This window comes from Phytohabitans houttuyneae (assembly GCF_011764425.1).
GTDB lineage: Bacteria > Actinomycetota > Actinomycetes > Mycobacteriales > Micromonosporaceae > Phytohabitans > Phytohabitans houttuyneae.
This window is the reverse complement of the sequence record NZ_BLPF01000001.1, coordinates 1605440-1622511: the sequence shown is the minus strand read 5'-3', so window position 1 is coordinate 1622511 and position 17072 is coordinate 1605440. Positions and strand designations below refer to the sequence as shown.

The following is a 17072-nucleotide window of genomic DNA, read 5'->3' as shown; positions in this document are numbered from 1 at the left end:
GATCGCGCGCAGGTAGACAAGCTCGGCGTATGGTGGAAGACCGATGCCGGTAAGAAGATGCTCCAACCAGGAGACGATCTAACCGTCTCCGTTGAGTGGTTCCTTCGAAATGCGAGCGACCTTCCTCTCCAAATAGAGCGCATGAAATGGCAGCACGAGGTTAAATGGATGACACCGTCGCGTCAACCTCTTCCGGAGGGCTACTCAGGGATCTTCTTTGAACCAGCGGAAACTGTTCTATTCATGCAAGAGTGGTTAATCACCGACAGGCGGCTTCCGCCACAGGAAACGGAGAAGAATTCCCCCTACATCGTCTCTCTGGAGCCTCGCAAGCCAGCTCCCGACACCGTTCTTGGCGGGGGCAGTGCCTTCCGCTGCATAATCCACCACATTGTCGTTGTCGACAATGCTGGACGCAGATGGATGATACGGCCCGAGCACGGGGGGCGGGCACGGCGCGTCCGTTGGTATAGCAGGCTGTTGCGAACCGGTTCTATTGGCGCACGATGGTCAACCCGCCGCGCGCTGCGTAGAGCTATACCACGGCGAGTGCGGCAAGTACGCGCACCGGGACGGTAGCTCGTCTATAGAACGTCAAGAACGCCGGTGGTCTCGAAGCCCGAGGCATCCGGATTTGCCGCGCTGCGTGCGCTCCGCGGATCTCTGCCGCGATGCTGGTCGCCGGCTCCCTGGGAAGTCCGGTTGTGCGGATGGGCATGACCGTAGATGCCAACGGGCCTACCGTTCGGCGATCCCTTCGCCGGCCCAGCCGCTCATATGCCGCGCGACGACTTCCCGTACTTGATGGCGAAGATCGGTGTAGCTCATGTCGCCCATGCCTTCGGCTTCGAAGACCGCGTCGGTGAAGCTGTCCACCGTCTTCGGCGGCGCCTCACATAGGTGACGTATCTCGGCCGGTGGCAGGCAGAAGCCCAAGCTGATGCACAGGTCGGCGAGGAGTTGCTCGACGTCGGAGTCAAGGTTGAACCGGTGGCCCACCGCAACATCGTGCCAGCCCTCCGGCCGACGACACACCTCCGGCCCCGTGGCGCCCGCACATGCCGCTGAGTGAGCGGCGCCTCTGCTGTGCGGGTGAAGGATGTCTGGCACGTAGCGAAGGCGCGGTTGCCGGTTGCGTCAGCTGCACGGAGCGGCGGCGAGGGTGGCGTAGTGATGGTGCACCGCCAGGTGCGCTCGCCGGTCGCGGTCCTGCCACGCTTCCAAGGCCCGCCACGTCTCGATCCACGGGGCGAACACCGCCCTCGCGCGGAGAGCGTCAACGAGGCTCATGGAGCCAGCCTGCACACGGACCCGGCGTGGTGGAAGACGCCCAACCATGGGGTGTGGCCGTGCGATGCCTGCGGCACGGGCCCCACCGAGCGTACGGGTGGCGGAGCGGCGGGTGGCCAGGATTATCGTCACGCCGGCGACAGTCAGCGCCTGGGGAAGCGTCGCGGCGACACCGTAGCGGAGTCGCGCAAAATTTGATCATTTAACGTCGCATTGACGGGCCCGAAATCCCGGCGGTCCACGTTTCCCGCATGAACGGACGTCGACGGTTTCTAGGCGCCGCCCTCGCGTTGGGCGCCTCGTCTCCCTTGCTGGCTGGCCGGGCATCCGCCGCGGGCCGGGGCATCCTCCAGCCTGGCAAGGGCCCGATCCACGGCCGGCATTACCTGCCGTCGCTGCCCGATCAGGTCCGCTGGGGCTATCTCCCGTCGCTTCGCAGCGAGCCTGTGCTGCGCGTGCGGTCCGGCGAGACCGTTACCATCGACACGGTCTCGCACGAGGGCATCCTGGAGGACCAGGGCCGTGACCCGCTGGCGTACTTCGCGAAGCAGGGCGTACCGGCCAAGCAGGTGCTCAGTGACGTGATCGCGGTGGCCCGCGAGTACGACCGGACCACCCGGAACTTCGATGTGGACGGCCCGCACGTGGTCACCGGCCCGATCCACGTCGACAGCGCGGAGCCGGGCGACGTACTCAAGGTCGAGATGCTGTCGATGCTGCCCCGGGTGCCATACGGGGTGATCTCCAGCCGGCACGGCAAGGGCGCGCTGCCGCAACTGGCCGGTGGCGCCGCGCCCGCCGGCATCACGGTCGACGAGATCATGCCGCCGGTCGCCACCGACGGCAGGCCGACTGGCGACCCGATCCGGTACGGCAACATCTCGATCTTCACCCCGGTACGGCAGGGCCGGCGCGGGCTGACCGGCGTGCTTCCCCGCGGCCGGCGCGGCTCGGTGGCGTTTCCGCTGCGGCCGTTCATGGGGATCATGGGAGTTGCCTTCGCCGCCGGCGACGGCCTCACCGGCCCGGCGCTGAACTCGATTCCGCCCACGCTCGGCGGCGGCAACATCGACATAAACCTGCTCGGCGTGGGTGCCACCTTCTACCTGCCGGTCTTCGCCGAGGGCGCGCTGTTCCACGTCGGCGATCCGCACCTCGCGATGGGCGACGGTGAAGTCGCGCTTACCGCCTTGGAGGGCTCGCTACGGGGAACGTTCCGGCTCACCGTCTGCAAGGCCGGCTCTGATGGCGCACCCTCGGTAGCGTTCCGGTACCCGTTCGCCGAGACACCCGACGCGTGGGTGCCGATCGGCCTGTCCGACCCGGATGGTGCCCAGAACGGGCAGGTCAACGACCTCGACATCGCAATGCGGCGGGCGGTGGTCAACGCCCTCGACTTCCTACAGCACGACCTCGGCATGGACCGGGCGGTGGCGTACGCGTACCTGTCCGCGGCATCCGACTTCGAGGTCTCGCAAGTGGTCGACCGGACCGTCGGCGTACACGGCGTGATCCAGAAGCGGCACTTCCTACCCTCCTGAACCCGGTAGCTGTATAGCTCAGCGCTCGGTGCCCGTTTCCGTCGAGCGTTCCTGCCAGTACACGAGGGCGTGCTGTGTGGCGACGGTGTAGGGGTGGTCGGATCCGAGTACCCGCTGCTGATTGGGCAGCAGCTCCTCGAAGGCGGCTGCGGCTGCAGCTGCCTGGCCAGCTTGGCCGAGCCAGTAGGCGTAGTCGTGGCGGATGACGAGGGTGTCGAGGTGGTCGGGGCCCAGAACCCGCAGGCAATCGGCGAGCAGGTCAACGAGTGCCGTCGCCGCGTCTGCGGGGTTGCCGGCCCTTCCACGCCAATGGGAGAGCTGGTGGCGAGTAGACAGGGTGTCGGGGTGGTTTGGGCCGAGCAAACGCAACTGGTGCGCCAGCACCTCCTCTGCGGCAGCCGCGGCTGCTGTGAAGTCGCCGGCCGCACCGCGCCAAAATGCAAGCTGGCTACGGGTGGCGAGCGTGTCGGGGTGGTCAGGCCCGAAGACCCGTAGCCCAGTGCCGAGAAGGTCGGTGAGCGCTGCTACTGCGCCTGCGGGATCGCCCGCTTCTGCGATCCAGCGGGCGAGCTGTCTGCGGGTGTCGAGCGTGTCGGGGTGGTCGGGTCCGAGGATCCGCAACCGGTCGGCCAGCACTTGCTCAAGGGCTTCAATGGCGCCGGCTGGGTCGCCGTCCTGGCCGCGCCAGCGGGCGAGTTGACTACGCGTGTCCAGCGTGGCGGGGTGGTCGGGTCCGAGGATCCGCGACCGGTCAGTGAGCAGCTGCTGCACCGCTGTCACGGCGCCGGCCGGATCGCCGGCTAGCCCTTGCCAGCGGGCGAGGTTGCCGCGGGTGGCCAGGGTGTCGGGGTGGTCGGGTCCGAGGACCCGCAACCGGTCGGCGAGCAGCTGCTGGGCGGCCTGGGCGGCTCCGACCAGGTCGCCCGCCTCGCCCCGCCACCAGGCGAGGTTAGCGCGGGTGTGAAAGGTGTCTGGATGCTCCGGGCCGAGCACCCGCAACCGGTCGGCGAGCAGTTCGGCGAACGCGGTGGCCGCGCCGGCAGGATCGCCGGCCTCACCCCGGCAGTAGGCGATGGTGTTGCGCGTGGTCAGCGTATCGGGGTGGTCCGGGCCGAGAATCCGCAACCGGTCGGCGAGCAGCTGTTCAGCGGCTTGGGCGGCGCCGGTCGGGTCACCGGCTTCGCGCTGCCACCAGGCGAGGTGGCTGCGGGCGGCGAGGGTGTCCGGGTGGTCGGAGCTCAGTACCCGCAGGCAGTCTGTGACGAGCTGGGTGAAGTGGGCGACGGCGCCGCTCACCTGGCCGGTGTCGCCGAGGCTTTGCCCGGTACGGAACAGGACGGCATGCACGGTGGGAAGGAGCAGGGCGTCGCCGCTGTGCTGGTGCAGGGCGGCGGCGTTGGCCCGCAGCGCCTGGCTGTCGGTGGGGTCGCGCTCTGGGTCGGGCCAGATCTGCATGAGTGCGTCGGCAGCGGCGTGGGCGGCGGTGTGCCGCCGGTCGGGGGTGAACCGGTCGCGGGTGGCGCGTTGGACCAGGGAATGCACGCGGAGCCGGCCGGCGGCGGGGTCGACGGTAGCGAGGCTGAGCCGGTGCAGGTTGTGCACCGCATCGGCAGCCGTCTCCACGTCGACCGGCTCCGCCACCTCGACCGCCCGGCTAGCGCGGAGGTAGTCCAGGACGGCTGCAGTGGCGAACAGGCCGCTCGGGACGCCGTTCGGGTCGAGCAGGGCAACCAGATCCAGCACCAGGCGAGCCACCCCTGCCGGATGGAGCCGGTCGGCAGCGTCGACCGACAGCGACCAGGTCGCGTCGACCGTGGCCCGGTGCTGGTCGGGCAATGCGTCAGGCTCCGGAAACAGATGGGCAAGGCTGCGGCGCCGGTCGGTCAGCCGCCGGCGGTAGCCGGCACAGTCCAACGCCCGGTCGAGCATGTAAGCCGTGGCCTGGGCCAACGCCAGCGGAAGGTGGCCAAGGTCGGCGGTGAGATGCGCGAGCTGGTCCAGCGGCTCGTGGGGAAGCTTGTGCCGCAGATACCCCACCGCCTCACCCGGGGTGAACAACCCAACGTCGATCAAACGGCGGCCGGCGCCGGCCAGGGCGGCGTCGCGGCGGCGGGTGGTCACCACCACCGTCCCCGACCCGGTGGTTGGCGGCCACAGGCCGGTCAGATCGGCCGGCGCCTGCAGGTCATCCAGGACGATCAGCCACCGCCTGTCCGTGGCGGCCAGCCAGGCCAGGAACCGGACGGCGGCCCGCTCCGCGTCGCCATCCTCGACCGCCAGGACGTCGGCGGCGGCCTGGGCGTACCCGGCGACAACCGCCTCCCGCGACGTCGCTGTGATCCACACCAGCAGATCCACCGCCCGCCTGGTCCAGACGTGGTGGGCGTACGCCGCGGCCAGTTGGGTCTTGCCCACACCGCCAAACCCGGACAGCACCTGCGTCAACACCGCCGTCCCCCCGCAGGGTGGCCGGTCCAGCTCGGCAAGAGCCTGCCGGCCCTGGTACCCGTCGGCCAACGCCGGCACCACGCCGACCCTATGCGGCCACGACACCGGCACCCGGCCGGCGAAGTAGTTGTGCTGAACGGTACCGTCGCCGACCTGCACGCCTCGTGCCTGTCGGGCATCCACCGCCGGGCGACCACCTCCCGCCGAGGCGTCGATGCCAGTCACCTCGCCCGTGGCTGGGGCCGACCGATCAGGAGAAGGTGTTGTGCTGGGTGTTGTGGTCACCGACCTGCACACCCTTCGCATCACGAACGTCAACGCGGTATTTTCCCGCCGCAATACCGGCCGGGTCGGCCAGTGTCAGCACCCGCCGCGCCGCATCCAGGATCGCCGCGTCCTCGGCGGCGGCCGACCGCTCCAACTCAGCGGCCAGGTCCGCTTTCCAGGCCCCAGTCTCGTCCGGCGCGACATCCACCATCTCCTGGGGCCCCTCCCGGCTGGCCAGCCGACGCCGCAGCACGTCGCGCAGCCCGGTATAGGCGTCCAACACAGCGGCCTTGGCGGCGTCGCTGACCCCTACACCGGTTCCGGCGGCCAACGCGGCAAGGATCACCTCGACACCTGTCACGGCTCCCACCTCCCGCAGCACCCTCACTGTATCCGTCACGCTCGGCAACGGACGGTCGTAGGAGCTACACGGCACGCGAACCGGTGCATGATCTCGCCCGATGGATCTGGCGCTGGCGCTTGATCGACCTCAATGACTCTTCGTACACGCCGGTCGGCCTCGCTACCACCCGGCACGTGAACGGATCTGCCGATGTGAGGACGTCCAGATTGCGGAACCCCGCTTCGCTCGATAAGCGACAACCCTCTACCTTCAGGGTGATTCGGAACCACTTGCGATTCAAGAACCGAGTCTGCTTGGGACAGGGAAAAGAAGTCGGGTCGATCGCCTGCCTCATGTAATATGAAAATATGGAGCCCTCGTCGGAGACGCTGCTTGCCGGTACGCCTTACATGACCGCAGGCGACCCGGTCGCAGAGTCTCGTGTCGCAAGAATTCTGAACAGGGCCGCAGATATTCGCAGCCGCGCGCTGGCGGTCCATGAAAAGATAAAGCTAGAAGCCAGCGAGATCCTTGGTCCGTACCTAGTGGCATTGCGCAGCGACCTCGTAGCAGAAAGCAACAGAATCGAGGGTTACGATTGGTCGCCCAGTCAAGTGCAAGAGTTGGTAGTCGCGCATAAAGAGCTAATCAATTCCTCAGTTGGGTCATTTATGACCGCCCTGCGCAGTGACGAAAGAGTCTATCAGGCCCTAGGGCTCTACCGCGCTCATCAGCTAGCGGACGAATGGGCTGAGTCAAACGAGCGGCTCCGCGAGTTCGAAATTCGGGGCCTACATGGTCTAGTTTGCGCCGGCGAGGATTACGCAGGGAAATACAAGACAAAGAGCAATGCAATCGGCGGAAGCGCCCATCGCACGACTGAGCCCTGGGACGTTCCTAGGTCCATGGGCGAGCTTTCGTCATGGTGGTTTGAGTCCTCGATTGATCCAGCCCTTGAGGCAACCGTGGTTCATGCATGGCTCACGCACGTGCATCCGTTTGAGGACGGAAATGGGCGGATGGCGCGAATACTGGCAAATTTTGCCCTAATTCGCAACGGCTTCCCGCCGCTTCTCATCAGATCGGGCGCCGATCGAGGCCAATACTATGACGCACTCGCGAGAAGCGATGATGGAGACATTCTGCCGCTTTACGAACTATTTGTAAGCGTGCTGCGCCGAACGGTCAAGACTATGGCTGCGCCGGGTTACGTTCGCGCGGTGGTTCAGAATCGTCTCCTGACTTCACTGCGTGACCAATACACTCTATGGTGCAGATTGCCTGCCTCGTTTTCGTCCGCGCTCAGCGAAAGGCTTGCGCCGCATGGGTTCCGCGCAGAAGTTCAAGGCTATCCTGACCTTTCATCGTTCGCTCTCCTCAAAGACAGAGATGCGGATGGAAACTCCTGGTATTTGAAGATCGTGGACAGTGATGGTCGGGCGAGATGGCTTCTTTGGTACGGATTTAATAGCAATCAGCTGCTCGACCTCGCCGGTAGTTCGAGTCACTACCCGTCGGTCTTCTTCTCAAGAAGAAGTAGTGACCCATACTCCGAGCATCCCTACGAGCCGGTCCATTTTGATCCCTCGATCCCCGATGAGATGCTACTCAGGCCGCTGGAGCCCAAGCCGGTTCGGCTTAGGCGGGGATACAACCTCGACGATTACAGCATGGAGGATGCGGCGCAGTCGCTGGCAGATGCAGTTGCTTCAGCGGAGTCTTGGTGAAGTGGTAAACGCATTTAGGAACGGGGACTCGCATGCCGCGGTCCAGGTAGGGACGGTTACTCTCCGTGGCCGCCGAATATTGGCTCAACTAGGTTGTGCTGGGTTGAGTGGACGAAGCGCCGAAGCTGCACGGCTGACATAGACGGATTGGGCCCCACTGTTCATCGATGTGGTCATCTCTGAAGTCTGTTTTCGGCGAAGCGGGGTGACATCGGCTTTACAGATGTAGTGAGCGAGTCAGTGCGCGTCTCGTGACCAGCTATTCGCGGTGCGGTGAGTGGTCGGCGCGCACCGTTTCGACCCGGCGCATGTCGACAGGGTCAGCGTTCTCGCACAATGGCAGGGCAGCCACGGACGTGGTCGTGGGGAGGAAAGACCGCGTCCGGATCTGCCGCGATCCGCTCGTTACCTGGGGTGACGAGGCTGGGTTGGTCGCCGACTCGGAGCTGGTCGCGGTCGGCGTAGCAGCTCGCCGCGCGGTGCCCGGATTGTTGATCTCTGGGTTGGTACGGATCGAGGTGTGGCTCGGTCCCGGTGGGACCGGGCCGGGAGAACTTTGCGGGCACCGACTATGAGGTACACGTCCCGGTTGGGTCGGTGGGCGCGGTGGTATGTGGTGTGGCTCCGTTCGTGGTTGGGTGCCCAATCTTCAAAGAGCTCGGTGGATCTCGCTGTGGCCCTTGCCGAGGTGGTCGAGTGCGGCTTGGTGGAGGGAGTGGCTGGCGGAGTACAGGGCGGGCCCTGTGTGTGGGTGGCCTCGACCGGAGAAGCCGCTGAACTGGCCGCCGGCCTCGGTGACGATCAGCGAGGTGGTCGCGAAATCCCATACCTGCCCGCGGGTTTGCACGGCGAGGTCCAGTTCGCCGGCGGCTACGAGCAGGGCCGGATGTGCGGTCCACGGCAGCGGAGTGGTCAGCGCCGCGAGTTCGGCGAAGAGCCAGTTGTCCTGTGGCAGTGCGGCCGGATCGGGCACGACGGCGAAGCGGCTGGCCGTCACATCGGATGTTGCCTGGCCATGGGCCACGATGTGCCGTTCGTGGATGGGGCCTGCGCCGGTGAGGTCAGCGACGAACGCGCCCGCAGCTCGCTCGGCCCACCATATCCGTCGTTGGGCTGGGACCGCCGCTACGCCGGCGACGATTTGGCCGTCGACCTCCAACGCGAGCAGGACTGACCATCGGTCGTCGCCTTCGGCGAACATCGCGGTGCCGTCGATCGGGTCGATGATCCAGCGCCGGCCGCTGTCCCCACGTTGGCCCTCCTCCTCGCCAAGGACCGCGTCTCGGGGCCGGGCCGCCGCCAGCGTCTGCCGGATGGCGGCCTCCACGGCACGGTCAGCCTCGGTCACGATGCTGCCGTCCTGCTTCCGCTCGCGACGGATCCGAGTGACACGCGTGAAGTACCCCATCGCCAGCCCGGCAGCGTTCACCGTCGCGTCGACCGCTAAGTCAAGATCGCTAGACACCCATCCATCATTGCCGACATCCGGGTGGCGTCCCAGGGGGCCAGTCTTTGAGCGGCAAATCTTAAACCGGGCCGAACACGCGCTCATGCCGAGAATAGTGCACCCATCAGCCGAATTGTGCTCGGTGTGGTTGGCCCTGTGTGGGCTGATGTTACCGGGTCTAGGAGGTAGCTAGGTCGGCGAGATCCACCATCGCGAAATTACTCGCGATCGGTCGGCTGTAGTCGCCGTTCTTGTCTCGAACATCGCTAAGAATGACGTAGGCACAGACGTAATGTGCGGTTGGCGGGATCGGCATAGTATGTTCGGCAGCGGACTCACCGCCGGCTGTCGGACCGGTTTCGGTCCATGACAGCAGCCGTGCGCTACTGGGATCAGCCAGGTAGGGCTGCGGCCGTCTGCACTGCTGGCCGGTGACCTCCCAGAGCTCAGACGTGGGTCGACCATCAGCCCGCGGGTGTGGGTCTAGCTGTTCAGCGACCGCGAGTGGGCGAAAGATGGCCACGATTCGGGTGAGCATTCGTTCGTTGGACCGCAGGCCGGAGCCACGCGACTTGCCCGTTAAGGTCAGGCCGTCATCGGCTCGGGAGATGGTGAGCGTGATGGAAGGCATTTCTCGTTCTCGGTGACTATCTGCAGCGACGTGAGCCGCTAGGCCGAGGGTGATGCCTAGCATTGCGACCGGAACGACGAGCCAGCGGTTGTCGATCCATCGGATAGCAGTGATGATCGCCGCCATGACAATTACAACGATAGCGGCCGTCAGTACGAGTTGGCTTTGGGTGGGATGGTTACGTACCATCCTTGCGAGAAGATTGCCTGAAACTCCGAGCGCCGCAAACACACCAACCACCAGGGTAGCGGCAAGGCCGAGGATCGTGGCCAAGGTAGTAAAATCCGTCTGATCGGCCGGCGCGCCAGTTTTGGTCGGACGATTCGGTAACCGATTTCCGCCGAGAGTGAGCGGAGAGCGTGACCGTATGCGATTTGCATTTGACATGTACTGTTCAACGAACGAGTTCGTTGACGGCTGCGGCGGTCGCCGAAGAGTGTCGCCCACGGCGGTCGCGTGACAAGCAACGTACGCCGATAGGTGCGACACCGCGCTTATCTCGGTGCACAGGTGACTGACAGAGCCTTTCTTCCTGTCGTCTGCCGTCATTCAGCTCGCGCTTCGTGGCGCAGTTCCATACCACGATCTGCGCGGGTTCTATCGCCGAGGGACGCGAATTGGCGCTGGGGTGTTCGGCTATTTGACGGTCCAGCTGGTGGCGAGGGAAGGGACGGCTTCCTTGACGAATAGGCGAGGGCTGGAGGTCGGGCCGATGCACTGGTAGATGTCGCCGAACGTGCCGGTGACGCGGCCCTCGGGGGTGGTCGAGGCCGGTGACCAGGCGGCCAGTGCTGGCGAGACCGCCGTTGGCGGCGGCGGAGATGACGATGGAGTGCTCTGGCAGGGGCGTGGACCGCCTCGTCGAGGTCTGGTTCGATTCGGTTGAGCCCGCATACGGGTACCCGTTGGAATGCTTGGCCGGTGAAGCGCACTGCCCGGGTAGCGGCAGCGATGGTGTTGCCGGTGACCGAGACTTGTCCGAATGGGTTCTGAGCGGCGAGATGACGCCGGTTTCCCAGCGGCCGGCGTCCTTGGCGGTGATGGTGTTGTCGCGGACGGCGATGTTCTCGACGGCGGCGCTGGTCGAGCGGACCAGTACCGCTGGCCGTCACTGGCCGGCGCACAAGTCCTGGATCGATTCACTCAATTGCCGATGAGAGGTGCCCTCGACGCCGCCAAATCGAAGGACTCAGCTTTGCAATGTCTGTTACTGCGCTCGCTGTGCAGACTGGCGGGGTGGCCCGATGCTACCTACTCAAAATATGCATTACACCAGCAGGGGGACTCGCCGTTATCGCCGTCTGAGACGACGAGTTTGATGAGGTTTGCCCCGGTCACGTCGACGTCGAAATTGATAGCGGCAGGATACTTCACCCGAATAGGCTTAGAAGGTGGCTTGTAGTTAGCTTCGATCCAGAAATACACGATGCCATCAATCACATCGTTCTGGGGCGTTTTATCCGCTAGGCCAAACGTCCCAATGAATCGTCGGTATGCCGGCTCAATTCTTACCTCTTCAACATTGGTGCAGCCGTTACAATTAGTGAACCGGTACCAGTAACCCGAGGGTAGTCGATTCCGTCAATTGAGACACTGCTATGCTCTGGGAAATTTGAATGTTCCCTGAAATCTTCCCATGGAATGTCTGCAAGATATAATGGTTTTGGTGGTGTATCTGTCACGCTGGTGGCCGTCGGGCTTGGGGATTCTGGTGATTTCGGCGAACCGGGGTCCGACGCCGCGCTTGAGGACGGTGGGGCGGTTGATGGCTCCACCGGCGGATCGCCGGAGCATGTGACAAAAGTGCTGACGATGGTGGCAACGGCTGCCACAGCGGCCAGAACGGCAGTTACAGCGCCCGCCATGCGTTTAACCTTGCGCCCCCAAGCGCGGTTGTGAGTTGGCCTCGGTGGAGGGTCGCTGGATTTCAAGGTGTCTCCGCTGTGGGCGATTGGATTCAGATGGAAAGGCGCACGCGGCCTTTGCCGTCAGCCGACAAGGAGTCAACGACTATCGTGGCCAAGAAGAAACGATCATCCCTACACCAGTGCCCCTGTGGCGCCGTTGCGGTCAGGGCGTTGTATTTACTGGTGCTGCTGGTCGCGGCGGTGATGAGGTCGTTGGGGAGCGTGTTGGGGCGGCGCGACGATGGTTGATGTCGCCGACACTGGTCCGGTGGAGGCCCATCGCGGTGTATGCAGGTGACCATTACCTCGGGTCTGAACCGAAGAGTAGGCCAAGCATCACACTCAGTGAGTCCCGCAGTCCGCAATACGAGGCCCGATGGCCGCGGCATAGGCCGCGGGTCATTCCGCCCGGTGGTGAACTGCGGCGCGCTCTCGCTCTATCCGGCCACTGCGCTCCCGTCCCCCTGCCCGCCCGGCATCGGGTCGTCCGCGCTACACGTGAACACGCTGCAGTCGGTCTCTCGCGGCCCCAAGACATGGTTGATCGTCGCCTTCGCCACCAACTCGGTCGGGCCGGCCGTCACGATCCCTCTCGCAGCTGTGGCCTTGGAGCAAGGCGGCGTGGCCAGCTGGCGGTGCGGTGCACAGGGCCACTTCCTAACCCGCCCGGCTGGTGACCCGGCCGACGTGTGCGGGTCGACCCGGCAACTTTTCCTTGGGCAGCGGCGAAGCGGGCACAGCCAGCGCGCCGAAATCCGCCCGGGGCCGCGCGCCACTCGCGGCGCACGCTCATGCGGCCGAGCGTGCGCGTGTCGGCGTGGGCAGCGGCCTGGAGTCGTCGGCGCCTTTGCCGGTGCTCCCGGGGAGCGTTTGAACTCTGCATGATCGATGATGGGGTCATGTCGTTGCCGGGGCTGGAACCTAATGAGTATCCGCCGATCGATCCCGGCGAGCCCGTGCCGGATGATGCCGGCGAGTTGTTGCCGGATACGCCGGATGAGCTGCCGGCCGTGCCGGTCGAGCCGCTGCCGGATGACGGTGAGGAGGGTGGGGTACGGGAACCTGCGTAGCGCGGGCGAGGCGTACGGATCTGCCGCAGACAATGCGCGCGGAGGCGCGAAGGCGACTCACGCTGGGTGATGGACGCTGCTTAGTGGTGGAAGCATTGCCTGCGCCGCGTTGTGCGGCTGCGCGCCGTGGTCGCGTTGGGTCGGCCGCAGGTTAGCGTGTGGTCCGCTGCCGCACTGGCGCGACCATCGCATCCGGCGCCTGGTTCTGACCGAGTTCGTTGGCCCCACCGGGACGTTGATGTTTGGCCCCGGTTTTGTTGATGGCTATCTATTGGTGTGACGGTCTTTGTTGGCCCGGTCCTGGTCTGCTGGTAACTCGTGACGGTCATGTTTGGCCCCACCCGGGTGACATGGGCGCTGTTTCGTGACAGTTGATCCTGGCCCCACCGTCAGGCTGAGTGTCTGCGATTTCGTGTCGGTTGGTGGTTGGGGGCCTGGTGAGATCCCGGGTGGAGCTGTTCGAGGCGATCGGCGTGACGCACGTCGGGAGGATCTGTCGATCCGTGCGCTGGCTGAGCGGCATGGGGTGCATCGGCGTACCGTGCGGGAGGCTTTGCGGTCGGCGGTTCCGGCGCCGCGGAAGCCTCGGGTGGCTCAGGCGCCGAAGCTTGATCCGGTCCGGTCGGTGATTGACGGAATGCTCCGGGTCGATCTTGATGCGCCGCGCAAGCAGCGGCATAACTCGACAAACGCGGCGCCGAACTGCTCTTCCAGGTTCTCACCGAACGCGAGGAAAAGGCCTCCGTCGCGATCGCGTCCAACGAGGCGTTCTCCGGCTGGACCAAAACCTTCACCGACCCAAGGCTCTGCGCCGCGATCGTTGACCGGTTGACCTTCGGCGGCAACATCATCCAGACCGGCACCGAGTCCTACCGCCTCGCCCGCACCAGAACCACCATCGTCGAACAGACCCAGCCTCGCCACTGACAACAGCACCACCCCTGGCCGCGGACCGCAGCATGAGTGACACACCCGGCGACCTCACCATCCCCGGCCCAGCCGAACGCGCGAGGCGCAACGCCGCCCTCGCCGCCAACGGCACCGAGACCGGCTTCTGGGACGACCACGGCCGACCCGCCCCTGGCCCGAAGACATCGATCACTGGCACCCCGAAACCAGCGAACCCGCCACCCAGAAACCCCGAAAACAACCCTCCTAACCCCCACCCGGGGCCAAAATCAACCGCCCCACATATCAGCCTTCATCACAACACCCGGAACGCGCGCACCGTCACCTCGCACCAACCGTCCACGACCACCGGGGCCACCCACCACTGCCCCGACGGGGCCACCAATGACCGTCACAACCACGGCGCCTGAACTGGGAAAATGCGGTCTTGTTCAAACGGGGAAGGGACGGCATGGCGGCGCTGCTTGAGCACACCGAGCTCTACGTTGATGTCGACTACCGGCTGTTCGCGATGATCGACGACAGCAACGATCGGCGGGATGTGCCGCTCACACCCCGTGGACTCGGCCGCTGGGTCAATGCCACCCCGGGGCCCAGCCTGTCGCTGGTCGAAGGTTGGTACCAGCCACCCCAATTGCTGCCGAGGGATCCGCGGCTGGGCGGGCTCGGCGGCCAGCTCCCCAGCGCGGCGGGCGACGTTCTACCGGAGTTCCTCGGCAGCCGCTCGGCGGGCCTGCTGCAGCGCGCGTGACCGGCTGGGGTTTGGCTCGGCTAGCTGGGGTTGTGGGCGTAGCACGTCGGCGTGCAGTAGGTAGTCGTCGTCCCTAAGCAGGTTCATGCCGGAGGCGCAGGGTGCTGCCTTTGCTCCTGCAGAATTGGGCGGGAGACACTCGGGCCGGTTGGGCGGTTGTGTACGGTGCCGCTTGTGAAGGCGCGGTTGCGGGCGGCTTCGAGCACGACCTGGAGATCGGCGTCGAAGGCCTGGTAGGTAAGGATGCTCGACCGGAACATCACGTCGTCGCCGTGGATGCTGCGGCGGAAGAAGATCGCCCGGAGCGAGTCGGTGAGCTGCCGTCGGTGAAACTGTGCCTGCTGGTCGTCGTGGCTGAGCGGCACCATGACCGCCGTGACCGGATCCTCCGCGTTCTGGTCGAGCTGGTTGCACTCGGCCAGCGCCTGCCGGTACTCGCCGAGCATCGTCGACCACACGTCGACCAGCAGCACCACGATCTGGTTGGTGCGCCGCGCCTCGCCGATCCGCTGCACCAGCCCGTCGGTGCCGGCGACCTCAGAGCGGAAGCCGCGTCGCTCGGCTACTGTGCGGGCGTAATCGACGATCGGGCCGGGCAACGTCGGCCGATATGGCGCCCACTCCACTGACGTGGCGCCGTAGTATTGGCTGTCGCGGTCGAGCCCGCCGAGGCCGTTGGCGGTGAGCTCTCCCCGCGCCGGCGCGGCCACGACGAACTGCACATTGCGGGCCAGGCCCGGCTCGCTCGGTACGGCAGCCTGGCTGGTCGTGCGGGTGTGGAACGCGCTCGGCACCTCCTTGAAGTCGATGCCTGCGTTGGCGTTCGGCACGTCGTGCGAGTGGGCGGTCTGCACGATCTGCCGGGCCAGTTCCACGATCAGGTCGTAGTAGCTGTCCTGGTTGCGCTGTAGCCGCATTAGCTGGCGCAAGCCGGTGCGCGTGTACGCCTCGGTGAGGATGTCGTTGTGGTACTGCAGGGCGGCCACCGCGTCGGGCAGCTGTGGCGGGGGCAGCCATATCAGAGGTAACAGCGCGGACGGGTTGACGCCCGCGTCGCGCTCGTATTGCCGGACCCGGTCGGCGAAGATGGCCCACTCTCGACCGCAGGGTTCACTCAGCAGATAACGTGGCGACACCAGCGCGATGAACGACCGGCACCTGGACAGCGCCTCTACCAGCCGCGGCGACCAGGTCGCGCCGACCTCGAGGCTGTGTACGTCGAAGAAGCCGACCTCCTCCCCAGACGCCAGACCGGCGTGCGCGCGCACCTCGGCCGACAGGTCGTGGAAAAACCTCTGGACGGAGACGTCGTCGTCACCCCGGGCATAGCTGAGGAAGAAGTACAGCAAACCGACCTCGTTCTTCGCCTGGGCCCGGCCGTCCGCCGGTCGTGCCCGCTGTCCCGCCGAGTATATTGCCCGGCTAGCCGCTGCTCCGGCCTGCGCTTTCGGTTTCGCCGGGCCGGTGGTCGGGCAACCCGGCGGCCAGGCGGACGGTGCGGATCATCCGCTCGACGTCCCTGCCGGCAGGGGCGGATGGGTGGTCGTTGTACGCACCAGGCCGGGTTCGTAGCAGCCCGGTTAGGCTCTGGTTATCCAGAAATGGTGTGAGCGTCGCGTCCGTGTTCCGCACCAACTCGACCGGGTCGGCGCTGCCGGGAGGCGGCAATGCCGGTGACTGCTCCAGCCTCTGCCAGGCGCCGGGGTCGACCAGTAAGTGCCGGAAGAAAGCCCGATGCTCGCTGCGTATGATCAACAGTTCTGCGAGCTGTAGGCGTTGGTCAGTGGAGAGTTCATTGCCGCCCTCCCGCGCGGCGATGGTGGTCGCCAGGTTGAGCACGTTGAGGTACCGCTTCACCCGACGCGGGTTGGTGCCGAAGCCCAGGCGTACCAGCTCCCAGAATGCTTCGCTGTCGGCGAGCGGTCCGGCGCTCGGACCGACCGCGTAGCGCAACGTCTCGAAGCCGACGTCGGGCAAGAAGAAAGGCAGCTGGACGATCTTCTCCAGGTACGCCGCACCACTGCCGGGCGCTAGCTCGCCAAACCGTGTTCCGGCCGCGGCGGCGAGCAGGTCGAAGTCCATGGCCAGGACGAAGACGCAGCGCGCGTCGCCGATGAACAGCTTTAGCGCCTCCATGACGTTGAGGGCGGCCGCCGGGGTGCAGCGGTCGAGGTCGTCAACGAAGACCACGAGCCGTCCCTGCTCTCCAACGAATTGCTCCACTGTCTCGGCGAAGTCGACCTCGAATCGGTTCAGCTGACGGTAGTAGTCGGACTCCCGCTCGCCGAGTTCGGTCCAGAGCTGGTCCATGGCAGCGGCACTCACCAGGCCGCCGGTAAGCCCGCCGACCAGAGAACCGGCGACACCCCGAACGCCCAGCCAGGTCGCCGCCCGGGCCAGCCGTCCCGCCTTGATACGCAGCGTCTCGTCCTCGGTAGTGCGGATCTCGGCCAGGAGGGACTGGATCAGCGCCGCCCACACCTCCACTTTCTGGTCGTATTTCCAAGGGTTGAACCAGAGCGTCCGGGTGGTCGGCGCGAACGAGAGCAGGTCTTCCCACATCTTGAGGAAGCTCGACTTGCCGGAGCCCCAGGGCCCAAACACGCCGACGGTCATCGGCAGCGATATGGCGGCCGCCACCGCCGCGTGGAGCTCCTCGATGTACGGCCGGAACCCGAACGCGTCGTCGTCGATCCTGGACACCGGGTTGTCCGTCAACGGGGTTGGCACGTCCGGCCCTC

Annotated in this window: 14 protein-coding genes and 1 pseudogene; 6 read left to right on the top strand and 9 right to left on the bottom strand. The window is 65.7% G+C overall.

Translation table 11 applies throughout. From position 1 onward, the window contains the following. Positions 1-738: 738 nt before the first annotated feature. Together Phou_RS07520 and Phou_RS07515 are read right to left on the bottom strand one after the other, a co-directional pair. Positions 739-999 carry a hypothetical protein gene (locus Phou_RS07520; protein WP_173054612.1) on the bottom strand — a complete coding sequence of 87 codons (261 nt, stop codon included), beginning with the start codon at positions 997-999 and terminating at the stop codon, positions 739-741. Between the two features lie 138 nt (positions 1000-1137). Further along, on the bottom strand, positions 1138-1290 hold the full coding sequence (locus Phou_RS07515; RefSeq protein ID WP_173054611.1) for a hypothetical protein: 153 nt from the start codon (positions 1288-1290) through the stop codon (positions 1138-1140). 251 nt (positions 1291-1541) lie between these two features. On the opposite strand from Phou_RS07515, the gene Phou_RS07510 reads away from it, so the two are divergent. Continuing rightward, positions 1542-2831, top strand: a complete 1290-nt coding sequence (locus Phou_RS07510; protein ID WP_173054609.1) for an acetamidase/formamidase family protein — start codon at positions 1542-1544, stop codon at positions 2829-2831. Between the two features lie 18 nt (positions 2832-2849). On the opposite strand, the gene Phou_RS07505 is transcribed toward Phou_RS07510, so the two are convergent. Both Phou_RS07505 and Phou_RS07500 read right to left on the bottom strand, forming a co-directional pair. Continuing rightward, on the bottom strand, positions 2850-5462 hold the full coding sequence (locus Phou_RS07505) for a tetratricopeptide repeat protein (RefSeq protein WP_246273367.1): 2613 nt from the start codon (positions 5460-5462) through the stop codon (positions 2850-2852). Positions 5463-5529: 67 nt separating this feature from the next. Further along, positions 5530-5907, bottom strand: a complete 378-nt coding sequence (locus Phou_RS07500; protein ID WP_173054770.1) for a Het-E N-terminal domain-containing protein — start codon at positions 5905-5907, stop codon at positions 5530-5532. 350 nt (positions 5908-6257) lie between these two features. On the opposite strand from Phou_RS07500, the gene Phou_RS07495 reads away from it, so the two are divergent. Beyond that, positions 6258-7616, top strand: coding sequence for a Fic family protein (locus Phou_RS07495; protein ID WP_173054768.1), 1359 nt, complete (start codon positions 6258-6260; stop codon positions 7614-7616). A gap of 649 nt (positions 7617-8265) precedes the next feature. On the opposite strand, the gene Phou_RS07490 is transcribed toward Phou_RS07495, so the two are convergent. Further along, positions 8266-9168, bottom strand: a complete 903-nt coding sequence (locus Phou_RS07490; protein ID WP_173054766.1) for an inositol monophosphatase family protein — start codon at positions 9166-9168, stop codon at positions 8266-8268. 73 nt (positions 9169-9241) lie between these two features. Further along, positions 9242-9967 (bottom strand): hypothetical protein, encoded by a 726-nt coding sequence (locus Phou_RS07485; protein WP_173054764.1) that lies wholly within the window; start codon positions 9965-9967, stop codon positions 9242-9244. A gap of 575 nt (positions 9968-10542) precedes the next feature. Here Phou_RS07485 and Phou_RS07480 point away from each other — a divergent pair. Beyond that, a complete protein-coding gene (locus Phou_RS07480) occupies positions 10543-10851 on the top strand; it encodes a hypothetical protein (RefSeq protein WP_173054762.1) in 309 nt (102 codons plus the stop codon). A 94-nt stretch (positions 10852-10945) separates the two neighbouring features. Here Phou_RS07480 and Phou_RS55355 read toward each other — a convergent pair whose 3' ends face one another. After that, positions 10946-11200, bottom strand: coding sequence for an NPCBM/NEW2 domain-containing protein (locus Phou_RS55355; RefSeq protein WP_173058178.1), 255 nt, complete (start codon positions 11198-11200; stop codon positions 10946-10948). A gap of 1282 nt (positions 11201-12482) precedes the next feature. On the opposite strand from Phou_RS55355, the gene Phou_RS07470 reads away from it, so the two are divergent. The 3 genes and pseudogenes from Phou_RS07470 (at position 12483) to Phou_RS07460 (ending at position 14331) form a co-directional block, all read left to right on the top strand. Then, entirely contained in the window at positions 12483-12671 is a 189-nt protein-coding gene (locus tag Phou_RS07470) for a hypothetical protein (RefSeq protein WP_173052334.1), read from the top strand. Positions 12672-13352: 681 nt separating this feature from the next. After that, positions 13353-13598, top strand: a pseudogene (locus Phou_RS07465) (ATP-binding protein); the annotation flags it as partial. Between the two features lie 433 nt (positions 13599-14031). Next, a complete protein-coding gene (locus Phou_RS07460; RefSeq protein ID WP_173054760.1) occupies positions 14032-14331 on the top strand; it encodes a hypothetical protein in 300 nt (99 codons plus the stop codon). A gap of 83 nt (positions 14332-14414) precedes the next feature. On the opposite strand, the gene Phou_RS07455 is transcribed toward Phou_RS07460, so the two are convergent. Both Phou_RS07455 and Phou_RS07450 read right to left on the bottom strand, forming a co-directional pair. After that, positions 14415-15680 carry a TIR-like protein FxsC gene (locus Phou_RS07455; RefSeq protein ID WP_173054758.1) on the bottom strand — a complete coding sequence of 422 codons (1266 nt, stop codon included), beginning with the start codon at positions 15678-15680 and terminating at the stop codon, positions 14415-14417. Between the two features lie 73 nt (positions 15681-15753). Beyond that, entirely contained in the window at positions 15754-17034 is a 1281-nt protein-coding gene (locus tag Phou_RS07450; RefSeq protein WP_173054756.1) for a KAP family P-loop NTPase fold protein, read from the bottom strand. Positions 17035-17072 lie beyond the last annotated feature (38 nt).

What these genes read in the sequence shown, in the direction of transcription:
- Phou_RS07490 (WP_173054766.1), bottom strand. Translation starts at nt 9,168, where the DNA reads ATGAGCGCGTGTTCGGCCCGGTTTAAGATTTGCCGCTCAAAGACTGGC.
- Phou_RS07495 (WP_173054768.1), top strand. Translation starts at nt 6,258, where the DNA reads ATGGAGCCCTCGTCGGAGACGCTGCTTGCCGGTACGCCTTACATGACC.
- Phou_RS07515 (WP_173054611.1), bottom strand. Translation starts at nt 1,290, where the DNA reads ATGAGCCTCGTTGACGCTCTCCGCGCGAGGGCGGTGTTCGCCCCGTGG.
- Phou_RS07510 (WP_173054609.1), top strand. Translation starts at nt 1,542, where the DNA reads ATGAACGGACGTCGACGGTTTCTAGGCGCCGCCCTCGCGTTGGGCGCC.
- Phou_RS07460 (WP_173054760.1), top strand. Translation starts at nt 14,032, where the DNA reads ATGGCGGCGCTGCTTGAGCACACCGAGCTCTACGTTGATGTCGACTAC.
- Phou_RS07470 (WP_173052334.1), top strand. Translation starts at nt 12,483, where the DNA reads ATGATCGATGATGGGGTCATGTCGTTGCCGGGGCTGGAACCTAATGAG.